This is a genomic window from Ancylobacter gelatini (assembly GCF_022601675.1).
Classification (GTDB): domain Bacteria; phylum Pseudomonadota; class Alphaproteobacteria; order Rhizobiales; family Xanthobacteraceae; genus Ancylobacter; species Ancylobacter gelatini.
Map to the genome: position 1 here is coordinate 1 of NZ_JAKVIL010000009.1, position 21,371 is coordinate 21,371.

General features: G+C 69.0%; 22 protein-coding genes and 1 pseudogene. 9 read left to right on the plus strand and 14 right to left on the minus strand.

The features are described 5' to 3' along the window. Nucleotides 1-491: pseudogene (locus MKI84_RS15365) on the plus strand (pseudouridine synthase); the annotation flags it as partial. Nucleotides 492-506: 15 nt separating this feature from the next. Continuing rightward, complete coding sequence (rsmD, locus tag MKI84_RS15370; RefSeq protein ID WP_241620946.1) at nt 507-1,067, plus strand: 16S rRNA (guanine(966)-N(2))-methyltransferase RsmD; 561 nt, start codon at nt 507-509, stop codon at nt 1,065-1,067. An 8-nt stretch (nt 1,068-1,075) separates the two neighbouring features. Here the strand turns inward: rsmD and MKI84_RS15375 are convergent, their stop codons facing one another. Further along, nucleotides 1,076-1,864 (minus strand): alpha/beta hydrolase, encoded by a 789-nt coding sequence (locus MKI84_RS15375; protein ID WP_241620948.1) that lies wholly within the window; start codon nt 1,862-1,864, stop codon nt 1,076-1,078. Between the two features lie 312 nt (nt 1,865-2,176). Between MKI84_RS15375 and infC the strand changes: the two genes are divergently transcribed. Beyond that, nucleotides 2,177-2,701 carry a translation initiation factor IF-3 gene (gene infC / locus MKI84_RS15380; protein WP_241620950.1) on the plus strand — a complete coding sequence of 175 codons (525 nt, stop codon included), beginning with the start codon at nt 2,177-2,179 and terminating at the stop codon, nt 2,699-2,701. A 124-nt stretch (nt 2,702-2,825) separates the two neighbouring features. Here the strand turns inward: infC and MKI84_RS15385 are convergent, their stop codons facing one another. From MKI84_RS15385 to MKI84_RS15405, 5 genes are all read right to left on the minus strand, one after another. Beyond that, nucleotides 2,826-4,184 (minus strand): bifunctional folylpolyglutamate synthase/dihydrofolate synthase, encoded by a 1,359-nt coding sequence (locus MKI84_RS15385; protein WP_241620952.1) that lies wholly within the window; start codon nt 4,182-4,184, stop codon nt 2,826-2,828. 13 nt (nt 4,185-4,197) lie between these two features. Further along, nucleotides 4,198-5,196, minus strand: a complete 999-nt coding sequence (gene accD, locus MKI84_RS15390; protein ID WP_241620954.1) for an acetyl-CoA carboxylase, carboxyltransferase subunit beta — start codon at nt 5,194-5,196, stop codon at nt 4,198-4,200. A 107-nt stretch (nt 5,197-5,303) separates the two neighbouring features. Then, nucleotides 5,304-6,143 (minus strand): tryptophan synthase subunit alpha, encoded by an 840-nt coding sequence (trpA, locus tag MKI84_RS15395; RefSeq protein ID WP_241620956.1) that lies wholly within the window; start codon nt 6,141-6,143, stop codon nt 5,304-5,306. Continuing rightward, nucleotides 6,140-7,351 (minus strand): tryptophan synthase subunit beta, encoded by a 1,212-nt coding sequence (gene trpB, locus MKI84_RS15400; protein ID WP_241620959.1) that lies wholly within the window; start codon nt 7,349-7,351, stop codon nt 6,140-6,142. The genes trpA and trpB overlap by 4 nt, the downstream gene beginning before the upstream one ends. Next, complete coding sequence (locus MKI84_RS15405) at nt 7,348-8,058, minus strand: phosphoribosylanthranilate isomerase (RefSeq protein WP_241620960.1); 711 nt, start codon at nt 8,056-8,058, stop codon at nt 7,348-7,350. The genes trpB and MKI84_RS15405 overlap by 4 nt, the downstream gene beginning before the upstream one ends. 175 nt (nt 8,059-8,233) lie before the next feature. Between MKI84_RS15405 and cysP the strand changes: the two genes are divergently transcribed. The 3 genes from cysP (at nt 8,234) to cysW (ending at nt 11,129) form a co-directional block, all read left to right on the plus strand. Continuing rightward, a complete protein-coding gene (cysP, locus tag MKI84_RS15410; RefSeq protein WP_241620962.1) occupies nt 8,234-9,250 on the plus strand; it encodes a thiosulfate ABC transporter substrate-binding protein CysP in 1,017 nt (338 codons plus the stop codon). Between the two features lie 167 nt (nt 9,251-9,417). Then, the gene (gene cysT / locus MKI84_RS15415; protein WP_241620964.1) at nt 9,418-10,239 is read left to right on the plus strand and encodes a sulfate ABC transporter permease subunit CysT; all 822 of its coding nucleotides are present in this window, start codon (nt 9,418-9,420) and stop codon (nt 10,237-10,239) included. A gap of 5 nt (nt 10,240-10,244) precedes the next feature. Continuing rightward, the gene (cysW, locus tag MKI84_RS15420) at nt 10,245-11,129 is read left to right on the plus strand and encodes a sulfate ABC transporter permease subunit CysW (RefSeq protein ID WP_241620966.1); all 885 of its coding nucleotides are present in this window, start codon (nt 10,245-10,247) and stop codon (nt 11,127-11,129) included. Between the two features lie 21 nt (nt 11,130-11,150). Here the strand turns inward: cysW and lhpI are convergent, their stop codons facing one another. The 8 genes from lhpI to MKI84_RS15460 all read right to left on the minus strand — a co-directional run bounded on the left by lhpI (nt 11,151) and on the right by MKI84_RS15460 (nt 18,172). Beyond that, on the minus strand, nt 11,151-12,113 hold the full coding sequence (gene lhpI / locus MKI84_RS15425; protein WP_241620968.1) for a bifunctional Delta(1)-pyrroline-2-carboxylate/Delta(1)-piperideine-2-carboxylate reductase: 963 nt from the start codon (nt 12,111-12,113) through the stop codon (nt 11,151-11,153). A gap of 3 nt (nt 12,114-12,116) precedes the next feature. Continuing rightward, on the minus strand, nt 12,117-12,464 hold the full coding sequence (locus tag MKI84_RS15430) for a LapA family protein (RefSeq protein ID WP_241620970.1): 348 nt from the start codon (nt 12,462-12,464) through the stop codon (nt 12,117-12,119). A 97-nt stretch (nt 12,465-12,561) separates the two neighbouring features. Continuing rightward, nucleotides 12,562-12,855 (minus strand): integration host factor subunit beta, encoded by a 294-nt coding sequence (gene ihfB, locus MKI84_RS15435; RefSeq protein WP_029351613.1) that lies wholly within the window; start codon nt 12,853-12,855, stop codon nt 12,562-12,564. A gap of 84 nt (nt 12,856-12,939) precedes the next feature. Beyond that, the gene (gene sppA, locus MKI84_RS15440) at nt 12,940-13,914 is read right to left on the minus strand and encodes a signal peptide peptidase SppA (RefSeq protein WP_241620972.1); all 975 of its coding nucleotides are present in this window, start codon (nt 13,912-13,914) and stop codon (nt 12,940-12,942) included. A gap of 111 nt (nt 13,915-14,025) precedes the next feature. Next, on the minus strand, nt 14,026-14,637 hold the full coding sequence (locus tag MKI84_RS15445) for a DapH/DapD/GlmU-related protein (RefSeq protein WP_241620974.1): 612 nt from the start codon (nt 14,635-14,637) through the stop codon (nt 14,026-14,028). Between the two features lie 4 nt (nt 14,638-14,641). Beyond that, nucleotides 14,642-15,349: a DUF1045 domain-containing protein gene (locus MKI84_RS15450; RefSeq protein ID WP_241620976.1), complete on the minus strand. Its 708-nt coding sequence runs from the start codon at nt 15,347-15,349 to the stop codon at nt 14,642-14,644. A 15-nt stretch (nt 15,350-15,364) separates the two neighbouring features. After that, nucleotides 15,365-16,504: an alpha-D-ribose 1-methylphosphonate 5-triphosphate diphosphatase gene (locus MKI84_RS15455; RefSeq protein ID WP_241620978.1), complete on the minus strand. Its 1,140-nt coding sequence runs from the start codon at nt 16,502-16,504 to the stop codon at nt 15,365-15,367. A gap of 60 nt (nt 16,505-16,564) precedes the next feature. Continuing rightward, nucleotides 16,565-18,172, minus strand: coding sequence for a gamma-glutamyltransferase family protein (locus MKI84_RS15460; RefSeq protein ID WP_241620980.1), 1,608 nt, complete (start codon nt 18,170-18,172; stop codon nt 16,565-16,567). A 115-nt stretch (nt 18,173-18,287) separates the two neighbouring features. Between MKI84_RS15460 and MKI84_RS15465 the strand changes: the two genes are divergently transcribed. The 3 genes from MKI84_RS15465 (at nt 18,288) to MKI84_RS15475 (ending at nt 21,161) form a co-directional block, all read left to right on the plus strand. After that, the gene (locus MKI84_RS15465; RefSeq protein WP_241620982.1) at nt 18,288-18,527 is read left to right on the plus strand and encodes a hypothetical protein; all 240 of its coding nucleotides are present in this window, start codon (nt 18,288-18,290) and stop codon (nt 18,525-18,527) included. A 613-nt stretch (nt 18,528-19,140) separates the two neighbouring features. After that, complete coding sequence (locus MKI84_RS15470; RefSeq protein WP_241620985.1) at nt 19,141-20,271, plus strand: type III PLP-dependent enzyme; 1,131 nt, start codon at nt 19,141-19,143, stop codon at nt 20,269-20,271. A gap of 254 nt (nt 20,272-20,525) precedes the next feature. After that, complete coding sequence (locus MKI84_RS15475) at nt 20,526-21,161, plus strand: GNAT family N-acetyltransferase (protein ID WP_241620987.1); 636 nt, start codon at nt 20,526-20,528, stop codon at nt 21,159-21,161. Nucleotides 21,162-21,371 lie beyond the last annotated feature (210 nt).

Here is a 21,371-nt window from a genome sequence, read left to right on the forward strand (position 1 = left end):
AGGGCGAGCGTTCGGAGCGCCCGTTCCGTGAGCGCACCCCGCGTCCCGAAGGTGAGCGTGCCGAGCGTCCGTTCCGCGAGCGCACTCCGCGCCCCGAGGGCGGACGTTCGTTCCGTGGCGAATCCAGCGACCGGCCCTATAGCGGCCGGGTAAAATCCGAAGGCTCGTTCCGCGAGCGGCCGGCGGGCGGCAAGCCCGGTTCGCGCCCGCCCCGCGACGACGAGGGGGCCGAGCGCCCGCGCAGCGCGGGCCGGCCGGCCGGCAAGAACTACGGAGCGAAGAGCTTCGGTGGCAAGGAACCCGGCGCGTTTGCCGGCAAGACCGGCGCCTCGCGTCCGGGCACCTCGCGTCCCGGCGGCAAACCGTCGGGCGGACGCCCATTCGGCGGCAAGCCGGGCGGAAAGCCTTCGGGTGGCCGGCCATCCGGTGGAAAGCCCGGCGGGCGCCCTTCCGGCGGCAAGCCTTCCGGCGGCAGGCCGCCGCGCGGCTGAGGCGGGACCTGAGCGATGCGCATCGTCGGCGGGCGCTTCAGGGGGCGCGCCCTGAAGACCCCTTCTTCCAACGCCACGCGTCCGACCACGGACCGGCTGCGCGAGGCGCTGTTCAACGTGCTCGCCCATGCCTATGACGATGCGGCGGACGGCGCCAAGGTGCTGGACCTGTTCGCCGGCACCGGCGCGCTCGGCATTGAGGCGCTCTCGCGCGGGGCGGCGTTCGCCCTGTTCGTCGAGGACGCGACGGAACCGCGCGCGTTGATCCGGGCCAATGTCGAGGCGCTGGGGCTGGGCGGCTGCACCCGCATCTTCCGCCGCGACGCCACCAAGCTCGGCCCCACCGCCGGCGGCGAGCGCTACAGCCTCGTGTTCTGCGATCCGCCCTATGGCAAGGGCCTTGCCGAACAGGCGCTTGCCGGTGCATTGGCCGGCGGCTGGCTGGCGCCGGAGGCACTGGTCATCGTCGAGGAGGCGGTGGACGCGGCGTTCACCGCGCCCGAGGGGTTCGAGGAAATGGAGCGCCGGCGCTATGATGCGACGGAAGTCATTTTCCTCAAGCTCGCGCCGGGCTGAAGCCGCGCCTAGGTGATCTCTTCCACCGCCGCGATCATCCGCGCCAGATCTTCCGGCCGCGACAGCCGGTGGTCGCCATCCTTGATGAGGGTCAGCACCACATCGTCCTCGGCCAGGCAGGTGACGAGGCGCAGCGCATGGCGCCACGGCACGTCGGCATCCGCCACGCCCTGCAGGATGCGCACCGGACAGCCGACCGAAAACGGCGCGCCGAGCACGAGGTTCTGCCGCCCATCCTCGATCAGCGCGCGGGTGATCGGCTGCGCGGCGCCGTATTCGGACGGACGCAGCCACTTGCCGTCATGAAGAATGGCGGCGCGCACGTCGTCGGGCATCGCCTTCCACATGAGCTCCTCGGTGAAGTCCGGCGCCGGCGCGAGCAGCACCAGCCCGGCAAGCCGGTGGCTCTCGCCCCGCGCCGCCAGCGCCCGCGCCACCAGCAGCGCCACCCAGCCGCCCATGGAGGAGCCGACCACGATCTGCGGGCCGGACGTGAAGGCGTCCAACACCGCCAGCGCCTCGGCGCCCCAGTGCGAGATCGTGCCGTCCTCGAAGGCGCCGCCGGATTCGCCATGGCCGGAATAATCGAAGCGCACCACCTGCCGGCCGCTCGCCTCGCCCCACTGCGCCAGATGCTGCGCCTTGGTGCCCTTCATGTCGGACAGGAACCCCCCGCACCACACGACGCCCGGCGCCGCCTCCGTCGAGACACCCGGCGTCACGCGCACGGCGATCCGCCGCTCCTCCTCACCCACTGAGAGGAATTGCGGCTCGGAAGCGGGGATTTCAGCGTTCATCGCGGCACGTCCTTACTGGCATAATGTCGACGCAAGCCGCCGATGCGCCTTGCGATTCGGGAAATACGACCCATTTTCACTACAGCTTGATACCCCACGCGGCCAGAGCACGGCGACCCCATCGCCGCCCGAGCGTTTTTAACGTCGTTCCGACGCGATTTCCCTTGCGTAACGCCGTTGACTTCTGCCGGGTTTGTCACGATGTTCTGCGACCGTTTTACACGCGCGCAAGCATGCCGGCCGGCAAATCTCTGGGCGCGGTGGAACGAGCCAAGCGAAACGGCAGAGGAGAAAACCGCCATTCGTCGCCCCATGAGACCCGTCGCGCCGGAAAAGGAAGGCCCGCGCGTCAACGAAGATATCCGCATCCGCGATGTCCAGCTGATCGACCAGGACGGCCAGAACCGTGGTGTCGTGCCGACTCGCGATGCCATCGTCATGGCTCAGGAAGCTGGCCTCGACCTCGTCGAGATCGCTCCGAATTCCGTGCCGCCGGTCTGCAAGATTCTCGACTATGGCCGCTTCAAGTACCAGAACCAGAAGAAGGCCAACGAGGCGCGCAAGCGCCAGCACGTCGTCGAGATCAAGGAAATCAAGCTGCGCCCGGGCATCGACACGCATGACTATGACGTGAAGATGAAGGCCATCCACCGCTTCTTCGAGGAAGGCGACAAGGTGAAAGTCACCCTGCGCTTCCGCGGCCGCGAGATGGCCCATCAGGAACTCGGCTACAAGCTGCTCAACAAGGTCAAGGAAGAGCTGGCCACCCTCGCCAAGGTCGAATCCGAGCCGCAGCTCGAAGGCCGGCAGATGGTCATGATCCTGGCGCCGCGCTGAGCCCGTCACGTCATCCCGGAATGGCCGAGAGGCCATCTCCGGGATCGTGCGCCAATCATCTTAAGGCGATCCCGGCTCGACGCGTCGCTGCGGCCGGGATGACCTCACAAGGCCCGGCTTCCGCCTATTCCGGCACGCTGCCATTCTCGCCGAGCACCGCGCCCGCCAGATAGAGCGAGCCGCAGATCAGCACGCGGGGCGCCGGCCCGACCGGCACCGTCCCCAGCCCTTCCAGCGCCGCACCCACGCTGCTCGCCACCGAGGCGTTCAGCCCGTGCGCGCGCGCGGCCGCCGCCACGGCTTCCGGCGGCTGGCCCTTGTGCTCGCCCGGCACCGGCACCGCGATCACCTCGCGCGCCAGCCCGGCGAAGGGGGCGAGGAAGGCGGACGAATCCTTGCTGCCCAGCATGCCGACCACCAGCACCAGCGGGCGCGGCGCGCGGTCCTCGATATCGGCCAGCGCGCCGGCGAGCGCCTGGCCGCCGGCGGCGTTGTGGCCGCCATCCAGCCAGATATCCGCGCCCTCGGGCGCGCGCAGGGTCAGCGGGCCGTGGCCGAGCCGCTGGAGCCGCGCCGGCCATTCCGCCGCACGCACGCCCTCCTCGAAGGCCGACACCGGCAGCTTGAGCCCGGCGACCCGCAGCGCGGCCACCGCCAGCCCGGCATTCTCGATCTGGTGCGGACCCACGAGGCGCGGACGGGGCAGGTCGACCAGCCCGTCCTCGTCGGCGACGATGAGGCGCCCGCCCTCCTCATAGGCCTGATACTGCTCGCCCGCGATGTGCAGCGGCGCCCGCAGCCGCGCCGCCTGCCGCTCGATCACCGCCAGCGCCTCGGGAAGCTGCCGGCCGATGATCACCGGCACGCCGCGCTTGATGATGCCGGCCTTCTCACCCGCGATCTCGGCGATGGTCTCGCCGAGGAAATCGACGTGATCGATCGAGACCGGGGTGATGACGCTCGCCAGCGGGCTCTCCACCACATTGGTGGCGTCGAGCCGGCCGCCCAGCCCGACTTCCAGCAGCAGGATGTCCGCCGGCACTTCGGCGAACAGCAGGAAGGCGGCGGCGGTGGTGATCTCGAAGAAGGTGATCGGCTCGCCTTCATTGGCCCGCTCGGCGCGCGCCAGCGCCTCGCCCAACGCCTCGTCGCTCACCAGACGGCCGGCGAGCCGGATGCGCTCGTTGAAGCGCACCAGATGCGGAGAGGTGTAGACGTGAACACGGCGCCCGGAAGCCTCCAGCACCGCGCGCATGAAGGCGACGGTGGAGCCCTTGCCATTGGTGCCGGCGACCTGGATCACCGGCGGCAAACGGCGCTCGGGATGGCCAAGCCGCTCCAGCAGCCGCCACATGCGGTCCAGCGACAAATCGATCAGCTTGGGGTGCAGCGCAAGCAGGCGCTCGAACAGCGCATCGACCTGCGGGCGCCCCCGCGCCCCGGAACCGAACGGGCCGGAGGCGGCAGGGAAGGCGGAAGGCATGATCGCCGCCGCCTCAGGCCACGGGAACGACGGGCGGCAGCGGCGCGTCGGAAGCCGAAGTCGCCGACGCCGGAACGGCCTCGGCCTTCACCGGCTTCGGCTCGGATGCGTTGGCTTCGAGCGCCTGCATCTCGGAGGGCTTCGGCTTTGCGGCGCCGGGAGCGGGCGCGCGCATCAGCAGGTGGCTCAGCCGCGAGAGCGTGGCGCGCATCTCGTGGCGATGCACCACGAGGTCGATCATGCCATGGTCGCGCAGATATTCCGCACGCTGGAAGCCTTCCGGCAGCTTTTCGCGAATGGTCTGCTCGATGACGCGCGGGCCGGCGAAGCAGATCAGCGCGCCGGGCTCGGCGATGTGGATGTCGCCCAGCATGGCGTAGGACGCCGTGATGCCGCCCGTGGTCGGGTTGGTCAGCACCACGATATAGGGCAGGCCCGCTTCCCGCAGCGCCTGCACCGCGCAGGTGGTGCGCGGCATCTGCATCAGCGAGAGAATGCCTTCCTGCATCCGCATCCCGCCGCCGCAGGCGAACATGATGAAGGGCGTGCCGCGCGAGACGGCGGTCTCCATGCCGGTGACGATGGCCTCGCCCGCCGCCATGCCGAGCGAGCCGCCCATGAAGCCGAAATCCTGCACCGCGATGGTGACCGGCAGGCCATCGAGCTTGCCGAAGCCGACCTTCACCGCGTCCTGCGCGCCGGTCTTGGTGCGGGCATCCTTGAGGCGGTCGGTGTAGCGCTTCTCGTCGCGGAATTTCAGCGGATCGGGCACGACCGAGGGCAGCGCCACGTCGTACCACTTGCCGCCGTCGAACAGCGAGCGCAGCCGCGACGTCGGGTCCATGCGCATGTGGAAGCCGGAGCCGGGCACCACGAACAGATTGGCTTCCAGATCCTTGTGGAACACCATCTGCCCGGTTTCGGGACATTTCACCCAGAGATTTTCCGGCACTTCCCGACGGTTCAGGAAGCTGCTGATCTTCGGGCGAACGACGTTGGTGATCCAGTTCAACGGGCTAGCTCCGGCTAAAGGGGTCGCGGCGGCGCCCGGAAGGGCTCTCCCGGACGCGCCGCCGCATCATCTAATGCGCGAGATGGGCGATGAAAAGGCGTCGCCCGCTATTCGGCAGCGGCACGGCGCGCACCACGCACCGCCTGCGCCAGCGCACTCACCAGCGAGGTGACCGCGGGAACCGTCGCCGGCGTTGCGGTATCGCCCTCCCCAAGCGTGGCGCGCAACGCGTCGATCAGCGCCGAGCCGACCACCACGCCATCCGCCCCGCCCGCGATCTCGGCGGCCTGCGTCGGGGTCTTCACCCCGAAGCCGACAGCGACCGGCAGGGTGGTGTGGCGCTTGATGCGCGCCACCGCCTGCTTCACGCGGTCGGCGTCCGGCGTCGCGGCACCGGTGATGCCGGCGATCGAGACGTAGTAGACGAAGCCCGCCGTGTTCGCGAGCACGGCCGGCAGACGCTTGTCGTCGGTGGTCGGGGTGGCAAGGCGGATGAAGGCGAGCCCGGCCTTGAGCGCGGGCAGGCACAGCTCGCCATCCTCTTCCGGCGGCAGGTCGACCACCACCAGGCCGTCGACGCCGGCTTCCTTCGCGTCCTTGAGGAAGCGGTCGACGCCGTAAATATAGACCGGGTTGTAATAGCCCATCAGCACCAGCGGCGTGGTGGCGTCGTCCTTGCGGAATTCGCGCACCATCTCGATGGTCTTGGCCAGCGTCTGACCGGCTTTGAGCGCGCGCAGGCCCGCGGCCTGGATCGCCGGACCGTCGGCCATCGGGTCGGTGAACGGCACGCCGAGCTCGATGATGTCGGCCCCGGCCGCCGGCAGCGCCTTGAGCAGCGCCAGCGAGGTCTCACGGTCCGGGTCGCCGGCGGTGATGAAGGTGACGAGCGCGGCGCGGCCTTCCGCGGCGCAGGCCTTGAAGCGCGCCTCAAAACGCGGGCTCATATCTTGGTCCCCAGAATCTCCGCCACCTGCGGAATGTCCTTGTCGCCGCGGCCGGAGAGGTTGACCACCATCAGGTGATCCTTCGGCAGGGTCGGCGCGAGTTCGATCACCTTGGCCAGCGCGTGGGCCGGCTCCAGCGCCGGGATGATGCCTTCCAGCTTCGAGACCAGCTGGAACGCGTTCAGCGCTTCCTGGTCCGTTGCCGAGATGTAGGTGGCGCGGCCGGTGTCGTGCAGCCAGCTATGCTCCGGCCCGATGCCGGGATAATCGAGGCCCGCCGAGATGGAATGGGCCTCGGCGATCTGGCCGTCATCGTCCATGAGCAGATAGGTGCGGTTGCCGTGAAGCACGCCGGGGCGCCCGCCGGTGAGCGAGGCGGCGTGCTGGCCGGAGGGGATGCCGTGGCCGGCGGCCTCGACGCCCCAGATCTTCACGGAAGGATCGTCGAGGAAGGGGTGGAACAGGCCCATGGCGTTGGAGCCGCCGCCGATGCAGGCGATCAGGCTGTCCGGCAGCCGGCCCTCGGCCTCCAGCATCTGCTCGCGGGTCTCGTGGCCGATGATCGACTGGAAGTCGCGGACCATGGCGGGGTAGGGATGCGGGCCGGCGACGGTGCCGATGCAGTAGAACGTGTCGTGCACATTGGTCACCCAGTCGCGCAGCGCCTCGTTCATGGCGTCCTTCAGCGTGCTGGAGCCGGACTTTACCGGAACCACCTCGGCGCCGAGCATCTTCATGCGGAACACGTTGGGCGCCTGCCGGGCGACGTCGACCGCGCCCATATAGACCACGCATTTCAGCCCGTAGCGCGCGCAGAGCGTGGCGGTGGCGACGCCGTGCTGGCCCGCCCCGGTCTCGGCGATGATGCGCGGCTTGCCCATGCGGCGGGCGAGCAGGATCTGGCCCAGCACGTTGTTCACCTTGTGCGAACCCGTGTGGTTGAGCTCCTCGCGCTTGAAGTAAATCTTGGCGCCGCCGAGATGCTCGGTGAAGCGCTCGGCGAAATAGAGCGGGCTCGGCCGGCCGACATAATGCTTCAGCCCGGCCTCCATCTCCGCCTTGTAGGCGGGATCGGCCTTGGCATCCTCATAGGCGGTCTGCAGATCGAGGATCAGGGGCATGAGCGTTTCGGCAACGAAACGGCCACCGAATATGCCGAAATGCCCGTTCTCGTCAGGCCCGGTGCGGAAGGAATTGGGAACGTTCACGAAGCGATGCCCGTCTGGTTGGAAGAGAGCGCCGGCTTTCCGGCTGCGGTTGCGTGGTCGGTCGCGGCGGCGGCCCGCACGGCCCGGATGAAGGCGGTGATCCGTGCCGGGTCCTTGACGCCGGGCGCGCTTTCCACGCCGGAGGAAACATCCACCGCCGGGGCATGGGTGAGGCGCAGCGCCTCGTCCACATTCTCCGGGGTCAGGCCACCTGACAGCATGAAGGGCTTTGCGAGGTCAAGGCCGGCTATGAGATTCCAGTCGAAAGGCAGGCCGTTTCCGCCCGGAAGCGCCGCACCGGGCGGCGCCTTGGCGTCGAGCAGCAGCCGGTCGGCGACCTCCGCATAGGCCATCGCCCGCGCGACATCGGCCTGCGTGGCGATGCCCACCGCCTTGATCACCGGCAGCGAGAAACGGGCGCGGATGTCGGCGACGCGCGCGGGCGTCTCCGTGCCATGGAGCTGGAGCGCATCCGGGCGCACGGCCTCGACGATGGCGGCGAGCGCGGCATCGTCGGCATCGACGGTCAACGCCACGATCGTCGCGCGCCCGCGGGCGCGGTCGGCGAGCTTTGCCGCGGTGGCGAGGTCGAGATGGCGGGGGCTTCTGGGAAAAAAGACCATGCCCACCATATCGGCGCCCGCCGCCAGCGCGGCGTCCAGCGCCTCGCATGTGTTCAGGCCACAGATCTTGATGTCGATGGACACGGCGGCTCTCTCCTCAAGGCCTGCACCTAGCACGGATTGAGGGGGCTAGGCGAGCGCATGCGTTTATGCCCTTCCGTCATGGCGATGGACGTGCTACTCACGTTTGACTGTGAAATTAGAAATTTCACCTGAGATTTCGTGAATAGGCCATCGGCCGCCGACCCGGAGAAGTTCCATGCGCCTCACGCGCCGCCTCTTGCTTTCCGCCTCGCTTGCCACCGCCCTTCTGGGCGCCGGCGCCGCCCATGCGCAGCAGGCGCCGAACAGCCTCCTCAACGCCTCCTATGACATCGCCCGCGAACTGTTCGAGGCCGAGAACAAGGCATTCGAGCCGGTCTACAAGGCCAAGACCGGCAAGGACCTCAAGATCAACCAGAGCCATGCCGGCACCTCGAAGCAGGCGCGCTCCATCGTCGAGGGCCTTGAGGCCGACGTGGTGACCTTCAACCAGATCACCGACATCACCTTCCTTGCCGACAAGGGCTATGTCGCCAAGGACTGGCAGTCCCGCCTGCCGAACGCCTCCTCTCCCTGGTACTCCTTCCCGGCCTTCCTGGTGCGCGAGGGCAACCCCAAGGGCGTGAAGAACTGGGACGACCTGGTGCGCGACGACGTGAAGCTGGTGTTCCCGAACCCGAAGACCTCGGGCAATGCGCGCTACACCTATCTCGCCGCCTATGCCTATGCGCTGGAGAAGTTCAACGGCGACGTCGCGCAGGCCGACGCCTTCGCCAAGAAGCTGCTCTCCAATGTCGTGGTGTTCGACACTGGCGGGCGCGGCGCCACCACCTCCTTCGTCGAGCGCGACCAGGGCGACGTGCTGATCTCCTTCGAAGCCGAAGTGATCAACGTCAAGGACGCCTATAAGGACAAGAACTTCACCGTCGTGGTGCCGGAAGTCAGCCTGCTGGCGGAGTTCCCGGTCGCCGTGGTCGACAAGGTGGTCGACAAGCGCGGCTCGCGCGAGATCGCGACCGAGTATCTGACGTTCCTCTACTCGCCGGAAGGCCAGAAGATCGCCGCCGGCTTCAACAACCGCGTGGTCGATCCGGAGGTCGCCGCGGCCAACAAGGACAAGTTCGCCCCGGTCCGCCTCGTCAAGGTGGAGGACGTGTTCGGCGGCTGGGACAAGGCGCAGAAGACCCACTTCGCCTCCGGCGGCAAGCTCGACGAACTGTTCGTGGCCCCCTGAGCCGCATTGCAGCCTGACGCAGGATGCCGCCGCGAGGCTGGACATCCTCTCCTGATTGCGGCATGGCCGGGTTGTCCCGGCCATGTTCGTTTGAACGCGGCGCCGGGCCTGGAGCCGGCCATTGCCATTTTCGACAGGGACCCGACCGGAATGAGGATATCGCCGCCGTGAACCGTGTCGTGCCGGGCTTCCCGCTTTCCCTCGGCATCACCCTCACCTATCTCAGCCTGATCGTGCTGCTGCCGCTGGGCGCGCTGGTGTGGCAGGCGCTGGATATTGGCTGGGACCGCTATGTCGCGATCCTCTCCGGCACACGCACCGCGGCGGCCTTCCGACTGACGCTGGCCACGGCCGCCGGCGCCACCCTGTTCAACGCGGTGTACGGGCTGGCGCTGGCCTGGGTGCTGGTGCGCTACGAATTTCCCGGCAAGCGGCTGCTGGATGCGCTGGTCGACATCCCCTTCGCCCTGCCGACCGCCGTTGCCGGCATCGCGCTTTCCGCGCTGTTCGTGAAGAATGGCTGGTTCGGCGGCCCGCTCGCGGCGATCGGCATCGATGTCGCCTACACCCCGCTCGGCATCGCGCTCGCCATGGCCTTCACCTCGATCCCCTTCGTGGTGCGCACGGTGCAGCCGGTGCTGGAGGACCTCGCCCATGATGTCGAGGAAGCGGCCGCTACGCTCGGCGCCTCGGACCGGCGGATCTTCGCGCGGGTGATCTTCCCGGCGATCTTCCCGGCCTTCCTCACCGGGGCCTCGCTGTGCTTTGCCCGCTCGCTCGGCGAGTTCGGCGCCATCATCTTCATCGCGGGCAATCTGCCGGGGCGCACCGAGGTGGTGTCGCTGCTGACCTTCATCCGCATCGAGGAATATGACTACCCCGCCGCCGCCGCGATCGCCGCCACGCTGCTCGGCCTCGCCTTCCTCATGCTGTTCGTGGTGAACATGATCCAGCTCTGGCAGCAGCGCCGCATCGGGACGGGGGACTGAACGCGATGGCCACCGAACCGCAGACGCCGGCCCATACCCGCGCCCGCATCCGGGTCGGCGACGGCGCGCTTACCCGCCGGCTGCTGATCGGCGGCGTGCTGCTGGTGACGGCGTTTATCGTGATCGCCCCGCTTGCCGCCATCTTCGCCCATGCGCTGAGCCATGGCTGGGCGGCCTATCTCGCCTCCTTCGCCTCGGAGGACACGCGGCACGCGATCTGGCTCACCCTGTTCGTCGCGGTGGTGGTGGTGCCGGTCAATGTCGGCTTCGGCATCGCGGCGGCGTGGTGCATCGCCAAGTTCCGCTTCACCGGGCGCAATCTGCTGGTGGCGCTGGTCGAGCTGCCGTTCTCGATCTCGCCGATCATCGCCGGCGTCGCCTATCTGTTCGTCTATGGCGCGCAGGGGCTGCTGGGACCCTGGCTTCAGGAACATGACATCAAGATCATGTTCGCCGTGCCCGGCATCATGCTGGCGAGCCTGTTCGTCACCGCCCCCTTCGTCGCGCGCGAGTTGATCCCCTTGATGATCGCCCAGGGCTCGGAGGAGGAGGAGGCGGCGGTGACGCTGGGCGCCGGCGGCTGGCGCATCCTGACGCTGGTGACGCTGCCCAATGTGCGCTTCGCCCTGCTCTACGGCGCGGCGCTGTGCAATGCGCGGGTGATGGGCGAGTTCGGCGCGGTGTCCATCGTCTCGGGCAACATACGCGGTCAGACCAACACGCTGCCGCTGCAGATCGAACTGCTCTACCAGGACAACAACGCCATCGCCGCCTTCGCGGTGGCGACGCTGCTGACGCTGGTGGCGCTGTTCACGCTGGTCGCCAAGGCGATCATCGAGCGCCTCGACGCCGCGCGCACCCGGGCGCTGGGCGGAACACCCGGCCACTGAGCGGGCGCACGCCGCACAGGCTCAGCCGCGCTTGAGCGCCTTCCACACCAGCTCGGCGGCGGCGAGGTCCTCGATCGCGGTGCCGACCGACTTGAACAGCGTGATATCGTCATCGCTCATGCGCAGCGGCGCGGTGCCGGCGGCGAGTTCGAACAGGTCGCCGAGAATGGCCTCGGGCGTGAGCACGCCGGTCTTGAGCGGCACCACGATGTCGCCGGCCTCCTTGCCGGCCCCGGCGCGGGTGTCGACATAGACCCGGGAACGGCGAATCGCCTCGTCATCGGCCTCGCGCATGGCGGGGGTGAAGCCGCCGACCAGGTCGACATGCTGGCCGGGCCTCAGAAAGCGCCCCTCGACCAGCGGATCGGATGACAGCGTGGCGGAGGTGATGATGTCGGCCTCCTGAAGCGCCCGCGCCCGGTCTGGCTCGGCATGGGCGTCGAAGCCCTCGGCCCGCAGCTCGGCGGCCAGCGCCTGCGCGCGCGCGAGGGTACGGTTCCAGATCGCGATGGAGCGGATCGGCCGCACGCTGGCATGGGCGCGGGCGAGATAGGGCGCCATACCGCCGGCGCCGATCACCGCGAGGCGGGAGGCATCCGGACGCGCCAGATAGCGCGCGGCCAGCGCGGAGGCGCAGGCGGTGCGCCACAAAGTGAGCGCGCGCCCGTCCATCACCGCGAGCGGCGCGCCGGTGGCGGCGGAATTCAGCACATAGAGACCGGTCACGCTGTCGAGCCCGCGCGCGGCATTGCCGGGGAACACGGTGACCAGCTTGGTGCCGAGCACGTCGTCGTCGGTGCCCTCAGCGGTCCAGGCCGGCATCAGCAGCAGCGTCGCTTCGGCGTCGGGCCGGGCAATGGCGTGGTGATGACGGACCGGGGTGACGATGTTGCGGCGAAACGCGGCGTCCAGCACGTCGATCAGCGCGGGGAAGCTCAGCAGGCCGTCGATCTCCGCCGCCGTGACGAAAGCGAGCGACGCCATCGCTCAGGCCGCGCTGCGCCGGTCGGACAAGGCGGGAAGATCGCGCGCGGTGCCGGTCGCCTTGCGCACGGCGTCCAGCTCGGCGGAGGCGCGCCGGACCTCGCGGCCGGCACGGCGAGCGGCCGTGCGATAACGGCCCTGCTTCACCCACACCGCGACGCCGCCGAGCAGCACGCCGAGGATCAGCGCGGTAAACACCACGATGTAGAGCGGCGCCTGCACGCTGAGCGAATCCACGCCGCCGAACGGATCAATCACCAGCGCGACCCGATGCCGGTTGGCGACCGCCAGCATGACCAGCACGATCGAGACCGGAAGGGCGACGACGATCAGCAGAATTCGTTTCAGCACAGCATGCTCTCCAGCGGCCGAAGCGCCGCCTCACCGCAGGTCAATCCCGGCCGCCCCAGGGGATGGCCGCTCGATGCGCAGACGCGTTCAGGAAAAATTATTCGAGGTCGACGCCGTCATTAAGGCGCTCGCGCATTTCCTTGCCGGTCTTGAAATAGGGCACCGCCTTGCCGTCCACCGCGACATGCGCGCCGGTACGGGGATTGCGACCCGTGCGGGCGGGGCGGCTCTTCACCGAGAACGCGCCGAAGCCGCGCAGTTCCACCCGGTCGCCGCGCGCCAGCGCCGCCACGATCTCATCCAGAATCGCATTCACGATGTTCTCGACGTCGCGCTGATAAAGGTGCGGGTTTGCCTCCGCAATCCGCTGCACAAGCTCAGACTTGATCATCGACGCTCCGCCCCCTTGATTACGCCCGGATCGCCGCAAATCCGAAAACGTCATATTTTCGAAAAACTTGGCCCAGCCTTCCCCTCAATGAGGGTGCCAGAGGGCCAATAGACCGTCAAGGCGTAGCTGAACGGCCGCGCCTTCAGCGGAGCCGAGCAGGACCCCGCCGATTTCTTCCATGCCGACCAAGGACATAAGCCGGATCGACGCCCCCCGCAACCAGCCGAATTCGTCTCCCGTCCGCCCGGTCCGCCAGTCGCGCACCGGCAGATCGGCCGAGACCTGCCGTTCGCGGGCGAGCCAGGCGCGGGCGGTGCGCTCGTCGCCCAGTTCGTCGACAAGGCGCAGCGGCAGGCCCTGATGGGCGGTGAACACGCGTCCGTCGGTGACTTCCGCGAGCTTGTCGCCGGAAAGCAGACGCCGCTCGGCCACCAGTTCGCGGAACCAGTCATAGCTGTCGCTCACCAGCGAGGCGACGGCGGCGCGCGCGGCATCGCTCGGCGGTTCGAACATGTTCGGCGCGGCCTTGAGCGGGGAGGATTTGATCTCCTCATAGGAGATGCCGAGCGTCTTCATCGCCCCGGCGAAATTCGGAAACTGGAAAATCACCCCGATCGAGCCCACCAGCGCGTTGCGCGGGGCGACGATATGGTCGGCGCCCATGGCGGCGATATAGGCGCCGGAAGCCGCGATACCGTCGACCACCGCCACGATAGGCATGCGCTCGGACAGACGGCGCAGCCCGTCATAAAGCGCCTGCGAGCCGACCACGGTGCCGCCGGGGCTGTCGATCGACAGGATAACCGCCCGGGCGCCGGAACGGCCGATCGCCTCCAGCAACTCCAGCCGCTCGCGCTCGTTGCGGATGACGCCGCCGATCTTCACGCGGGCGACATGGGCGGTGGAGCGCGGCAGCAGCGCGCCCTCATTCATATAGGCGAACAGCCCGGCCCCGCCGAGCACCAGAACCAGAAGCGCGAACAGGCGCCAGAAAGTGAGGCGCCGCCGCAACCTGCGCCGCGAGAGCACCTCGTCGACCTCGATCGCGCGATTTGCCATGTGGCCGTCCGCCTCTTTCCTTCGCCTGCCCGTTCAGGAAGTAAAGGCCATGCGGCGGAGTGGCAAGGGGAGAGGGGCGCGGGAGCGGCCGGGAGGTAGCGGGTAACGCTTTCAGCCGCCGTGCTTTTCCAGGAAGGCCTCGGTGGACAGCCCGCGAAAATCCTCCAGGGCGGTGCGCAGCCGGCTATGCTCCCAGTCCCACCAGGCCAGCGCCTGAAGGCGGGCGGCGATGGCGTCGGGAAAGCGCATCCGCACCACCCGCGCCGGCACCCCGGCAACGATGGCATAGGCCGGGACGTCCTTGGTCACCACCGCTCCGGCCGCGACCACCGCGCCGTCGCCGATGTGGCGGCCCGGCAGCACGATGGCGCCATGGCCGATCCAGACATCATGGCCGATGATCACCGGCTGCGCGCGGCGCCAGCCGAAGAAATCGGGCTCATCCTGCGCATCGTCGAAATAGGCCGAGGCGCGGTAGGTGAAATGCGACTGGCTGGCGCGCTGCATCGGGTGGTTGCCGGGATTGATGCGCGTCATCGCGGCGATGGAGACGAAGCGGCCGATGCGGGCATAGGCGATGTCGGAATCGTTGACGACATAGGAATAGTCGCCCAGCTCGCATTCCAGAAGCTTGGTGCGCGCGCCGACCTGCGTGTAGCGGCCGAGCGTCGAGGCCGTGACCTGCGCGCTCGGGTCGATCACGGGCTCCAGGCCGAGCTTCATCGCCTCAGCTCCCGAACGGGTAGCGCGCCAGCACCCGGAACGGACCGTCCTCCTGGCGATAGAGCGCGATCTCGGAGACGATCAGCGGCCCATCGGCGCCGCTCAGGGCAAACAGCGCGGCGAGTTCCGCCTGCGCGCGGGCGCGGGTTTCCTCGTCCAGCGGGCCGGTCAGCGTCATGTGGAAGCGGAAATCGTCGAACACATACGGATAGCCCCAGCGGTCGAGATATTCCTGCTGGCGCGCGGTGAGCGGCGCGCGCAGCCGCTTCTCGCGTTCCGACGCCGACATCGGCGCGCGGAACTCGTCGAACGCGGTCACCGCGCTCGCCGCCAGCCGATCCAGCGCCGCGCAGGTCGAGACCGTCTTCAGCGCCAGGAACCGACCGAGCGTGACCAGTTGCACCCCCGCGCAGGCAAAGCGCGCCCGGTCCCCGGCGAAGCGCTGGCAGACGGCGCGCAGCTCCGCCTCCTCTCGGCCCGGCGCGAGGCGGAACGGGGCCTTCAGCGTGCCGTGGAAGCCATAGCGGCGCGGCTCGCTCGTCACCTCGCGCCAGTCCTGCGCCTCGAAGCGCCGCATGGCGGGTGGGCTCAGATCGCGGCCGGTCTCGGCGTCGTAGCCGATGATCGAGGAGCCGAAGCGCCAGAGCGGGCTCTGTGCCGGCGGGGCGAAATAGATCGCGTAGCGGGGTTCGGCCAAGCGGGAGTCAGTCATGATGTGTCATTCGCATCAGAACACGCGCCGCCCCTGCCGTGCGACCTCATGCACGACGGGCGTGTCCTCGATCAGGGAGAACCGCACCAGATCGGCCTGCAACCCCGGCGCCAGCCGGCCGCGATCCTCAAGTCCCGCCAGCCGCGCGGGCGCGCTGGTGACCAGAGCCAGAGCCTGCGCCATATCGAGGCGCGAGGTCCGGGTCAGCGACACCGCGCCCTGCAACAGGCTGGCCGGGACGTAGTCGGAGGCGAGCGCATCGAGCAGCCCCTCGCCCGCCAGATCGCGCATCGAGACGCCGCCGGAATGCGAGAAGCCGCGCACCACATTCGGCGCCCCGCCAATGGTGGCGAGCCCGGCCTGCCGCGCGGCCCGCGCCGCCTCCACCGTGGTCGGGAATTCAGAAATGGTGCAGCCGGCCTCCACCGCCTCGGCGACATGGGCTGGGGTGGTGTCGTCATGGCTCGCGAGCACGATGCCGCTGCCGGAAAACAGCGTGACCATGGCGTCGTAATTTCCGGCCACCGCTGCGCGCCCGCGCGCCGCGCGGGCCGTCAGTTCCTCGTCGATCTCGTGCGCGTTCTTGCCGACACCGGAGAGATAGACCTTGAGATGCTCGACATTGCGCCATTGCCGCGCGCCGGGCGTGTGGTCCATCAGCGAGGCGAGGCCGAGCTCGGGATGCGCGATCGCGGCCTCCACCAGCTCCGGCAGCGCCGGATCGGTAAGCTCGCAGCGCAGATGCACCCGGTGCTCGATGCGGAACAGGCCGCGCGCGGCGCCCTCCTCGATCACGCCGAGCATCACCGGATACAGCGCGCGCCGCTCCGCCTTGGCCTGGTCGAAGCCGCCGGCGCAGATCGCGTCGAACACGGTGGTGACCCCGGCGCCGGCCATCTGCGCATCATGAGCGAGCGCGGCGGCGCGGGCATCGGGCCACACAACTTTCGGGCGGGGCAGGAAATGGCCTTCGAGCGCGTCGGTGTGCAGGTCGATCAGGCCCGGGGCGAGGAACGCGCTTTCGCAGTCGCGCGCCGACGCCAGATGCGAGCGCCCCTCGTCGACCGCGCGGATGGTGCCGTTCTCATGGACCAGCGTGCCGGTGACGACGCGATCCTCCAGAACGAGGCGGGCATTGGTCAGAATCGATTCCATGGGTCCTGCTTCCTCGCCGCGCCTCTCGCATGAGGATGTGACCGTACCGTGAAGCCGGGGCTAGATACCTGCCGCCCCGCCATCGGCGCGCGGGTCGTGCGTGCCCTCAAGCCCGCCTTTTCCGGCATGAAGCACGACGGCACCGGCATGGCCCATCATCGGCGAACGCAGGTCCTCGACGATCTCGACATCGTGACCGGCCCGCGCCAGCGCGTCGATCACCGACGAATCGAGCGAGCCCTCGACGCGCAGGTTCACGGTCTGCGATCCCCAGGTGCGGCCCAGCACCCAGCGCGGGCGCGCCACCGCCTCGCCGAGCGGGGCGCCGAACAGGGCGTAGCGGCTGAGCACGGCGGCATTGGTCTGCGGCTGGCCTTCCCCGCCCATGCAGCCGAAGGAGACCACCCGCCCGTCCGGCAGCGCGGCCATGCAGGGATTGAGCGTGTGGAACGGCCGGCGGCCCGGCTCCAGCGGGTTCACCGCCTTCGGGTCGAGCGAGAAGCTGGAGCCACGATTTTGCAGGAGCACGCCGGTGCCGGGCAGCACCAGACCCGAGCCGAACTCCCAGTAGATCGACTGGATATAGGACACCATCAGCCCGCTCGAATCGGCAGCGCCGAGCCATACCGTGTCGCCCGGTGCGGCACGCTGCGGCCAGGGCGCCGCCCGGCGCGGATCGATGGCCGCCGCCTCACTGGCAAGCCGCTCGGGGGTGAGGAACCGGGACGGGTCATGGGTGAGGCGGTCATGGTCGGTCACCACCCGGTCGCGCACCAGAAAGGCGCGCTTGGTGGCCTCGATCAGCCCGTGGACATGGGCGAAGCCCTCGGGCTCCGTGATGCCCAGCCGCTCGAAAATGCCGAGGATCATCAGCGTGGCGAGCCCCTGCGTCGGCGGGGCCGAGCTCCACAGCTCCATGTGCCGGCCCTTGAGGTGCAGCGGCGCCCGCTCGACAGCACGGTAGGCTTCGAGATCCGCGCGCGTGATCGGGCTACCGGCGCGCTCGATGTCGGCGGCGATCTCGCGGCCGATATCGCCGCGATAGAAATCGTCGAGCCCGGCGGCTCCCAGATGCTCCAGCATGTCCGCCACACGCTCGAAGCGCATCACCTCGCCGGTCTCGGGCGCCTTGCCGTCCTTCAGGAACATGGCGGCGAAGCCCGGCACGTCCTTCAGCTCCTCCAGCTTCTCGGCGGTCAGCCCGGCCTGCGAGGCGCTGACGGCGATGCCGGCGCGGGCGTGATCGCGCGCCGCCTCCAGCAGCCGGCGCACCGGCATCTTCCCGCCATGGGCCTTCGCGCTGTTCAGCGCGAGTTGCCAGCCGCCGACCTGGCCGGGAACGGTGAGCGCGGCGAGCGGGCCGCGCGGGGGAATCGCGTCATAGCCGGCGTCGCGATACAGCGCGGGCGTCGCGCGGGCGCCGGCATAGCCGGTCGCCTCGATATAGCGGACACGCCCCGAGGGCTCGCGGATCAGCCAGAAGCCATCGCCGCCGAACTGGGTCATGTGGGGATAGGCCACCGCGATGGCCGCCGCAGCCGCAAGCGCGGCCTCGACCGCGTTGCCGCCCTCCTCGAGAACGGCGCGCCCGGCCTCCACCGCCGCCCAGTGCGGCGCCGCCACCATGCCTCGCCCGGCATGAACGCTCTCGTGAACCTGACCTGCCATCAACGCTCTCCCGGACCTGTTATCGTGGCGGATCCCCGCGACGTGAGCCGCGTGGCTTGACCCGCGCGGCGCGGCATAGCAGGTTGCGCCCCGCCAATTAAGCGGAATGGAACTGATGAGCACGGGCCGACGCATTCGCTGGGACAATGTCAGCACGGTGGTGAGCGCCACCATCCTGCTCGGCGCGGAGCTGATCGGCGCCGGCCTCGCTGCCGGCTGGGCGATCGCCGCCCTGTTCGAGGCGAGCCTGATCTGGGAACTGATCTTCGAGGGCATCTTCGCCGCGCTGGCGGTCTACGGCGTCTACCGCTTCATCATGAAGGCCAAGAGCATCGAGCCCTTTGTCGAGGGCTGAGACCGGCCGCGCCCTCGCGCGAAACATCCGAGAGGTTTGAATGGCCGGGCACCCCCCGGCCATTGTCGTTTTCGGCATCCCGGCCCGACACTTAGCCGGCGCACCGAAAAAACTTGAAAAACCCGCTTGCATGTGACGGCGTAAATCCATACATCACCCCTCGCCCAATATTCGCACGTGCCTGTGGTCGCGTGCCGATCGGCGGAAGTCCGGACAAGAGGCCGGAAAGTCGCCAGGAAGATCGGTAGCCGGAGGCGAAACCGGCGCACCTCGCTCTCAGCGGGGAACGTGACTTGAAGCAACGACGTAGCGGGCTTTTTTAGTCTCAGTCGGCCCTCCAAAGGTCGGCGACACTGAAGAGGCACTACTTCTTGCCGGGCGTGCGGTCGGGTCTCCCGTACCAAGCGATGGCATCGGACGAACGTGAGCGCTCTCCACATGCGCCCCCGAACGCATCCGTGCCACGGCTCCATTCCATCCGGCCTTGCGGCAAAAACCGTGCGGCCGGCGAACGGATGCGCATTCTCGCCACGAGCGCGGCACATTCACGCCGCGCGCGGGTGTTCGCATCCATCGTCCTGGGTCGAAGCTTTGAAGGTTTGTGGAGAGCGCCATGACCGACCGTATCCGCGAGTTCCTGCGCAACCGACGTGAGGATGGTCCCTGCGTCGTCGTCGATCTGGACGTCGTCCGTTCCAACTACGCCGCCTTTGCGCGCGCGCTGCCGGATACCCGCGTCTTCTACGCGGTGAAGGCGAACCCCGCCCCGGAAATCCTGAGCCTGCTCGCCGAGCTCGGCTCGTGCTTCGACTGCGCTTCGGTGGCCGAGATCCAGATGGCGCTGGCCGCCGGCGCGACCGCGGACCGCATCTCCTATGGCAACACCATCAAGAAGGAGCGCGACATCGCGCGGGCCTTCGAGCTGGGCGTGCGCCTGTTCTCGGTCGACTGCACGGAAGAGGTCGAGAAGGTCGCCCGCGTCGCCAGCGGCTCCAAGGTGTTCTGCCGCATCCTGTGCGACGGCGCCGGCGCCGAATGGCCGCTCTCCCGCAAGTTCGGCTGTGAGCCCGACATGGCGGTCGACGTGCTGGAGCATGCCCATCGCCTCGGCCTCGAGGCCCATGGCATCTCCTTCCATGTCGGCTCGCAGCAGAAGAACGTCGAAGCCTGGGACGGCGCCCTCGCCTCCGCCTCGGCGATCTTCAACGAATGCGCGCTGCGCGGCTTCTCGCTGAGCCTGGTCAATCTCGGCGGCGGCTTCCCGACCCGCTACCTGCAGGACGTGCCGGCGGCGGAAGCCTATGGCGAGGCGATCTTCCGCGCCCTGTCGCGGCATTTCGGCAACTCGATCCCGCAGACCATCATCGAGCCGGGCCGCGGCATGGTGGGCGGCGCGGGCCTCATCGAGGCGGAAGTGGTGCTGATCTCGAAGAAGTCCGACACCGACACGGTGCGCTGGGTCTATCTCGACATCGGCAAGTTCGGCGGCCTCGCCGAGACCATGGACGAATCGATCCGCTACCCGATCCGCACCCCGCGCGACGGCGATGCGACCGAGCCTTGCGTTCTCGCCGGCCCGACCTGCGATTCGGCCGACGTGATGTACGAGAAGGAGCCGGTCTACCTGCCGGTCTCGCTCGCCATCGGCGACAAGGTGCTGATCGAGGCCACCGGCGCCTACACCACCACCTATTCGGCGGTGGCGTTCAACGGTTTCGACCCGCTCCGATCCTACGTGATCTGAGCCACCCGGCCAAAAGGCCGAGCTCAGATCACCTGTGACCCGGACCGGGGACGGTCCGGGCGCCTTTCGGCCCGGCGGGCCGAGGGGCGGTCCTGCTCCGCCGGCGGCCTCGCCGGCAAGGGCATCCTGAACGAGCGTTCAGGCCATCGTGACGGGCGGAACCAAGCCGCTAGAGCGGAACAACCCCGCCGCACGGGACTTTCACAATTCCCTTTCACCTCTTTTGCCCGACGATCCGGGTGTTTGAGGCCGCCATGACCTACAACTTCGCCGCCACCGACGTCGTCGCCCCGCTGGCCACCCCCGTGGTCGCCGCCCCCGCGCCCGTGATCTCGCTGGAGACCCCGGCCGACATCGCCCAGCGCGAGGCGCTGCTCGACCTGTCCTTCGGCCGCGCCGCGCGCTTCGCCAAGACCTCGGAGCGCCTGCGCGAAGGCCGCCTTCCGGCCGACGGCCTCGCCTTCGCCGCACATGGCGCGGACGGGCGCGTGGTCGGCACGCTGCGGCTGTGGCATGTCACGGCCGGCCCGGCGCGCCCGGCGCTGCTGCTCGGCCCGCTGGCCATCCATCCCTGGTTCCGCTCCATTGGCCTGGGCGGCGCGATGATGACCACCGCGATCTGCGAGGCGAGCCGGCTCGGCCATGGCGCGATCCTGCTGGTCGGCGACGCGCCCTATTACGCCCGCTTCGGCTTCGACGCCGCGCGGACCGAGGGCCTGTGGCTGCCGGGCGCCTTCGACCGCAGCCGCTTCCTCGGGCTGGAGCTGACCCCCGGCGCGCTTTCCGGCGCGCGCGGCCTGGTCAGCGCGACCGGCGCGGAAATCGCGAGCCCGAGCCTGAGCGATCTGATCGTGCGTGAGGAAGAAGGCGCGCTGAAGCGCATCGCGTGAGGCGGGACGTTCCCGGCGGCTTTCCCGCCGGGCCCCAGTTTCGACGTCCCGGCCGCGCGACAGCGGCCGGGAAGGCACCGTTCATGTGAGACATTCCCATCGGAGGGAGGCGTCGAGCCCTGTCCTGCGTTCTCCTGCGAAGGATCGAGCGCGGACGCGAGGCGCCGCGTCCCTCCGCCCCCTCGGACGGGATGGGGTCGAGCGCCGCCG

Coding starts and splice junctions, on each gene's coding strand:
- cysW (WP_241620966.1), top strand. CDS start 10,245: ATGGCCACCGAACCGCAGACGCCGGCCCATACCCGCGCCCGCATCCGG.
- MKI84_RS15475 (WP_241620987.1), top strand. CDS start 20,526: ATGACCTACAACTTCGCCGCCACCGACGTCGTCGCCCCGCTGGCCACC.
- trpA (WP_241620956.1), bottom strand. CDS start 6,143: ATGAGCCCGCGTTTTGAGGCGCGCTTCAAGGCCTGCGCCGCGGAAGGC.
- MKI84_RS15465 (WP_241620982.1), top strand. CDS start 18,288: ATGAGCACGGGCCGACGCATTCGCTGGGACAATGTCAGCACGGTGGTG.
- sppA (WP_241620972.1), bottom strand. CDS start 13,914: ATGGCAAATCGCGCGATCGAGGTCGACGAGGTGCTCTCGCGGCGCAGG.
- MKI84_RS15460 (WP_241620980.1), bottom strand. CDS start 18,172: ATGGCAGGTCAGGTTCACGAGAGCGTTCATGCCGGGCGAGGCATGGTG.
- MKI84_RS15455 (WP_241620978.1), bottom strand. CDS start 16,504: ATGGAATCGATTCTGACCAATGCCCGCCTCGTTCTGGAGGATCGCGTC.
- cysP (WP_241620962.1), top strand. CDS start 8,234: ATGCGCCTCACGCGCCGCCTCTTGCTTTCCGCCTCGCTTGCCACCGCC.
- MKI84_RS15445 (WP_241620974.1), bottom strand. CDS start 14,637: ATGAAGCTCGGCCTGGAGCCCGTGATCGACCCGAGCGCGCAGGTCACG.
- MKI84_RS15450 (WP_241620976.1), bottom strand. CDS start 15,349: ATGACTGACTCCCGCTTGGCCGAACCCCGCTACGCGATCTATTTCGCC.
- MKI84_RS15385 (WP_241620952.1), bottom strand. CDS start 4,184: ATGCCTTCCGCCTTCCCTGCCGCCTCCGGCCCGTTCGGTTCCGGGGCG.
- infC (WP_241620950.1), top strand. CDS start 2,177: ATGAGACCCGTCGCGCCGGAAAAGGAAGGCCCGCGCGTCAACGAAGAT.
- MKI84_RS15470 (WP_241620985.1), top strand. CDS start 19,141: ATGACCGACCGTATCCGCGAGTTCCTGCGCAACCGACGTGAGGATGGT.
- lhpI (WP_241620968.1), bottom strand. CDS start 12,113: ATGGCGTCGCTCGCTTTCGTCACGGCGGCGGAGATCGACGGCCTGCTG.
- MKI84_RS15375 (WP_241620948.1), bottom strand. CDS start 1,864: ATGAACGCTGAAATCCCCGCTTCCGAGCCGCAATTCCTCTCAGTGGGT.
- ihfB (WP_029351613.1), bottom strand. CDS start 12,855: ATGATCAAGTCTGAGCTTGTGCAGCGGATTGCGGAGGCAAACCCGCAC.
- rsmD (WP_241620946.1), top strand. CDS start 507: ATGCGCATCGTCGGCGGGCGCTTCAGGGGGCGCGCCCTGAAGACCCCT.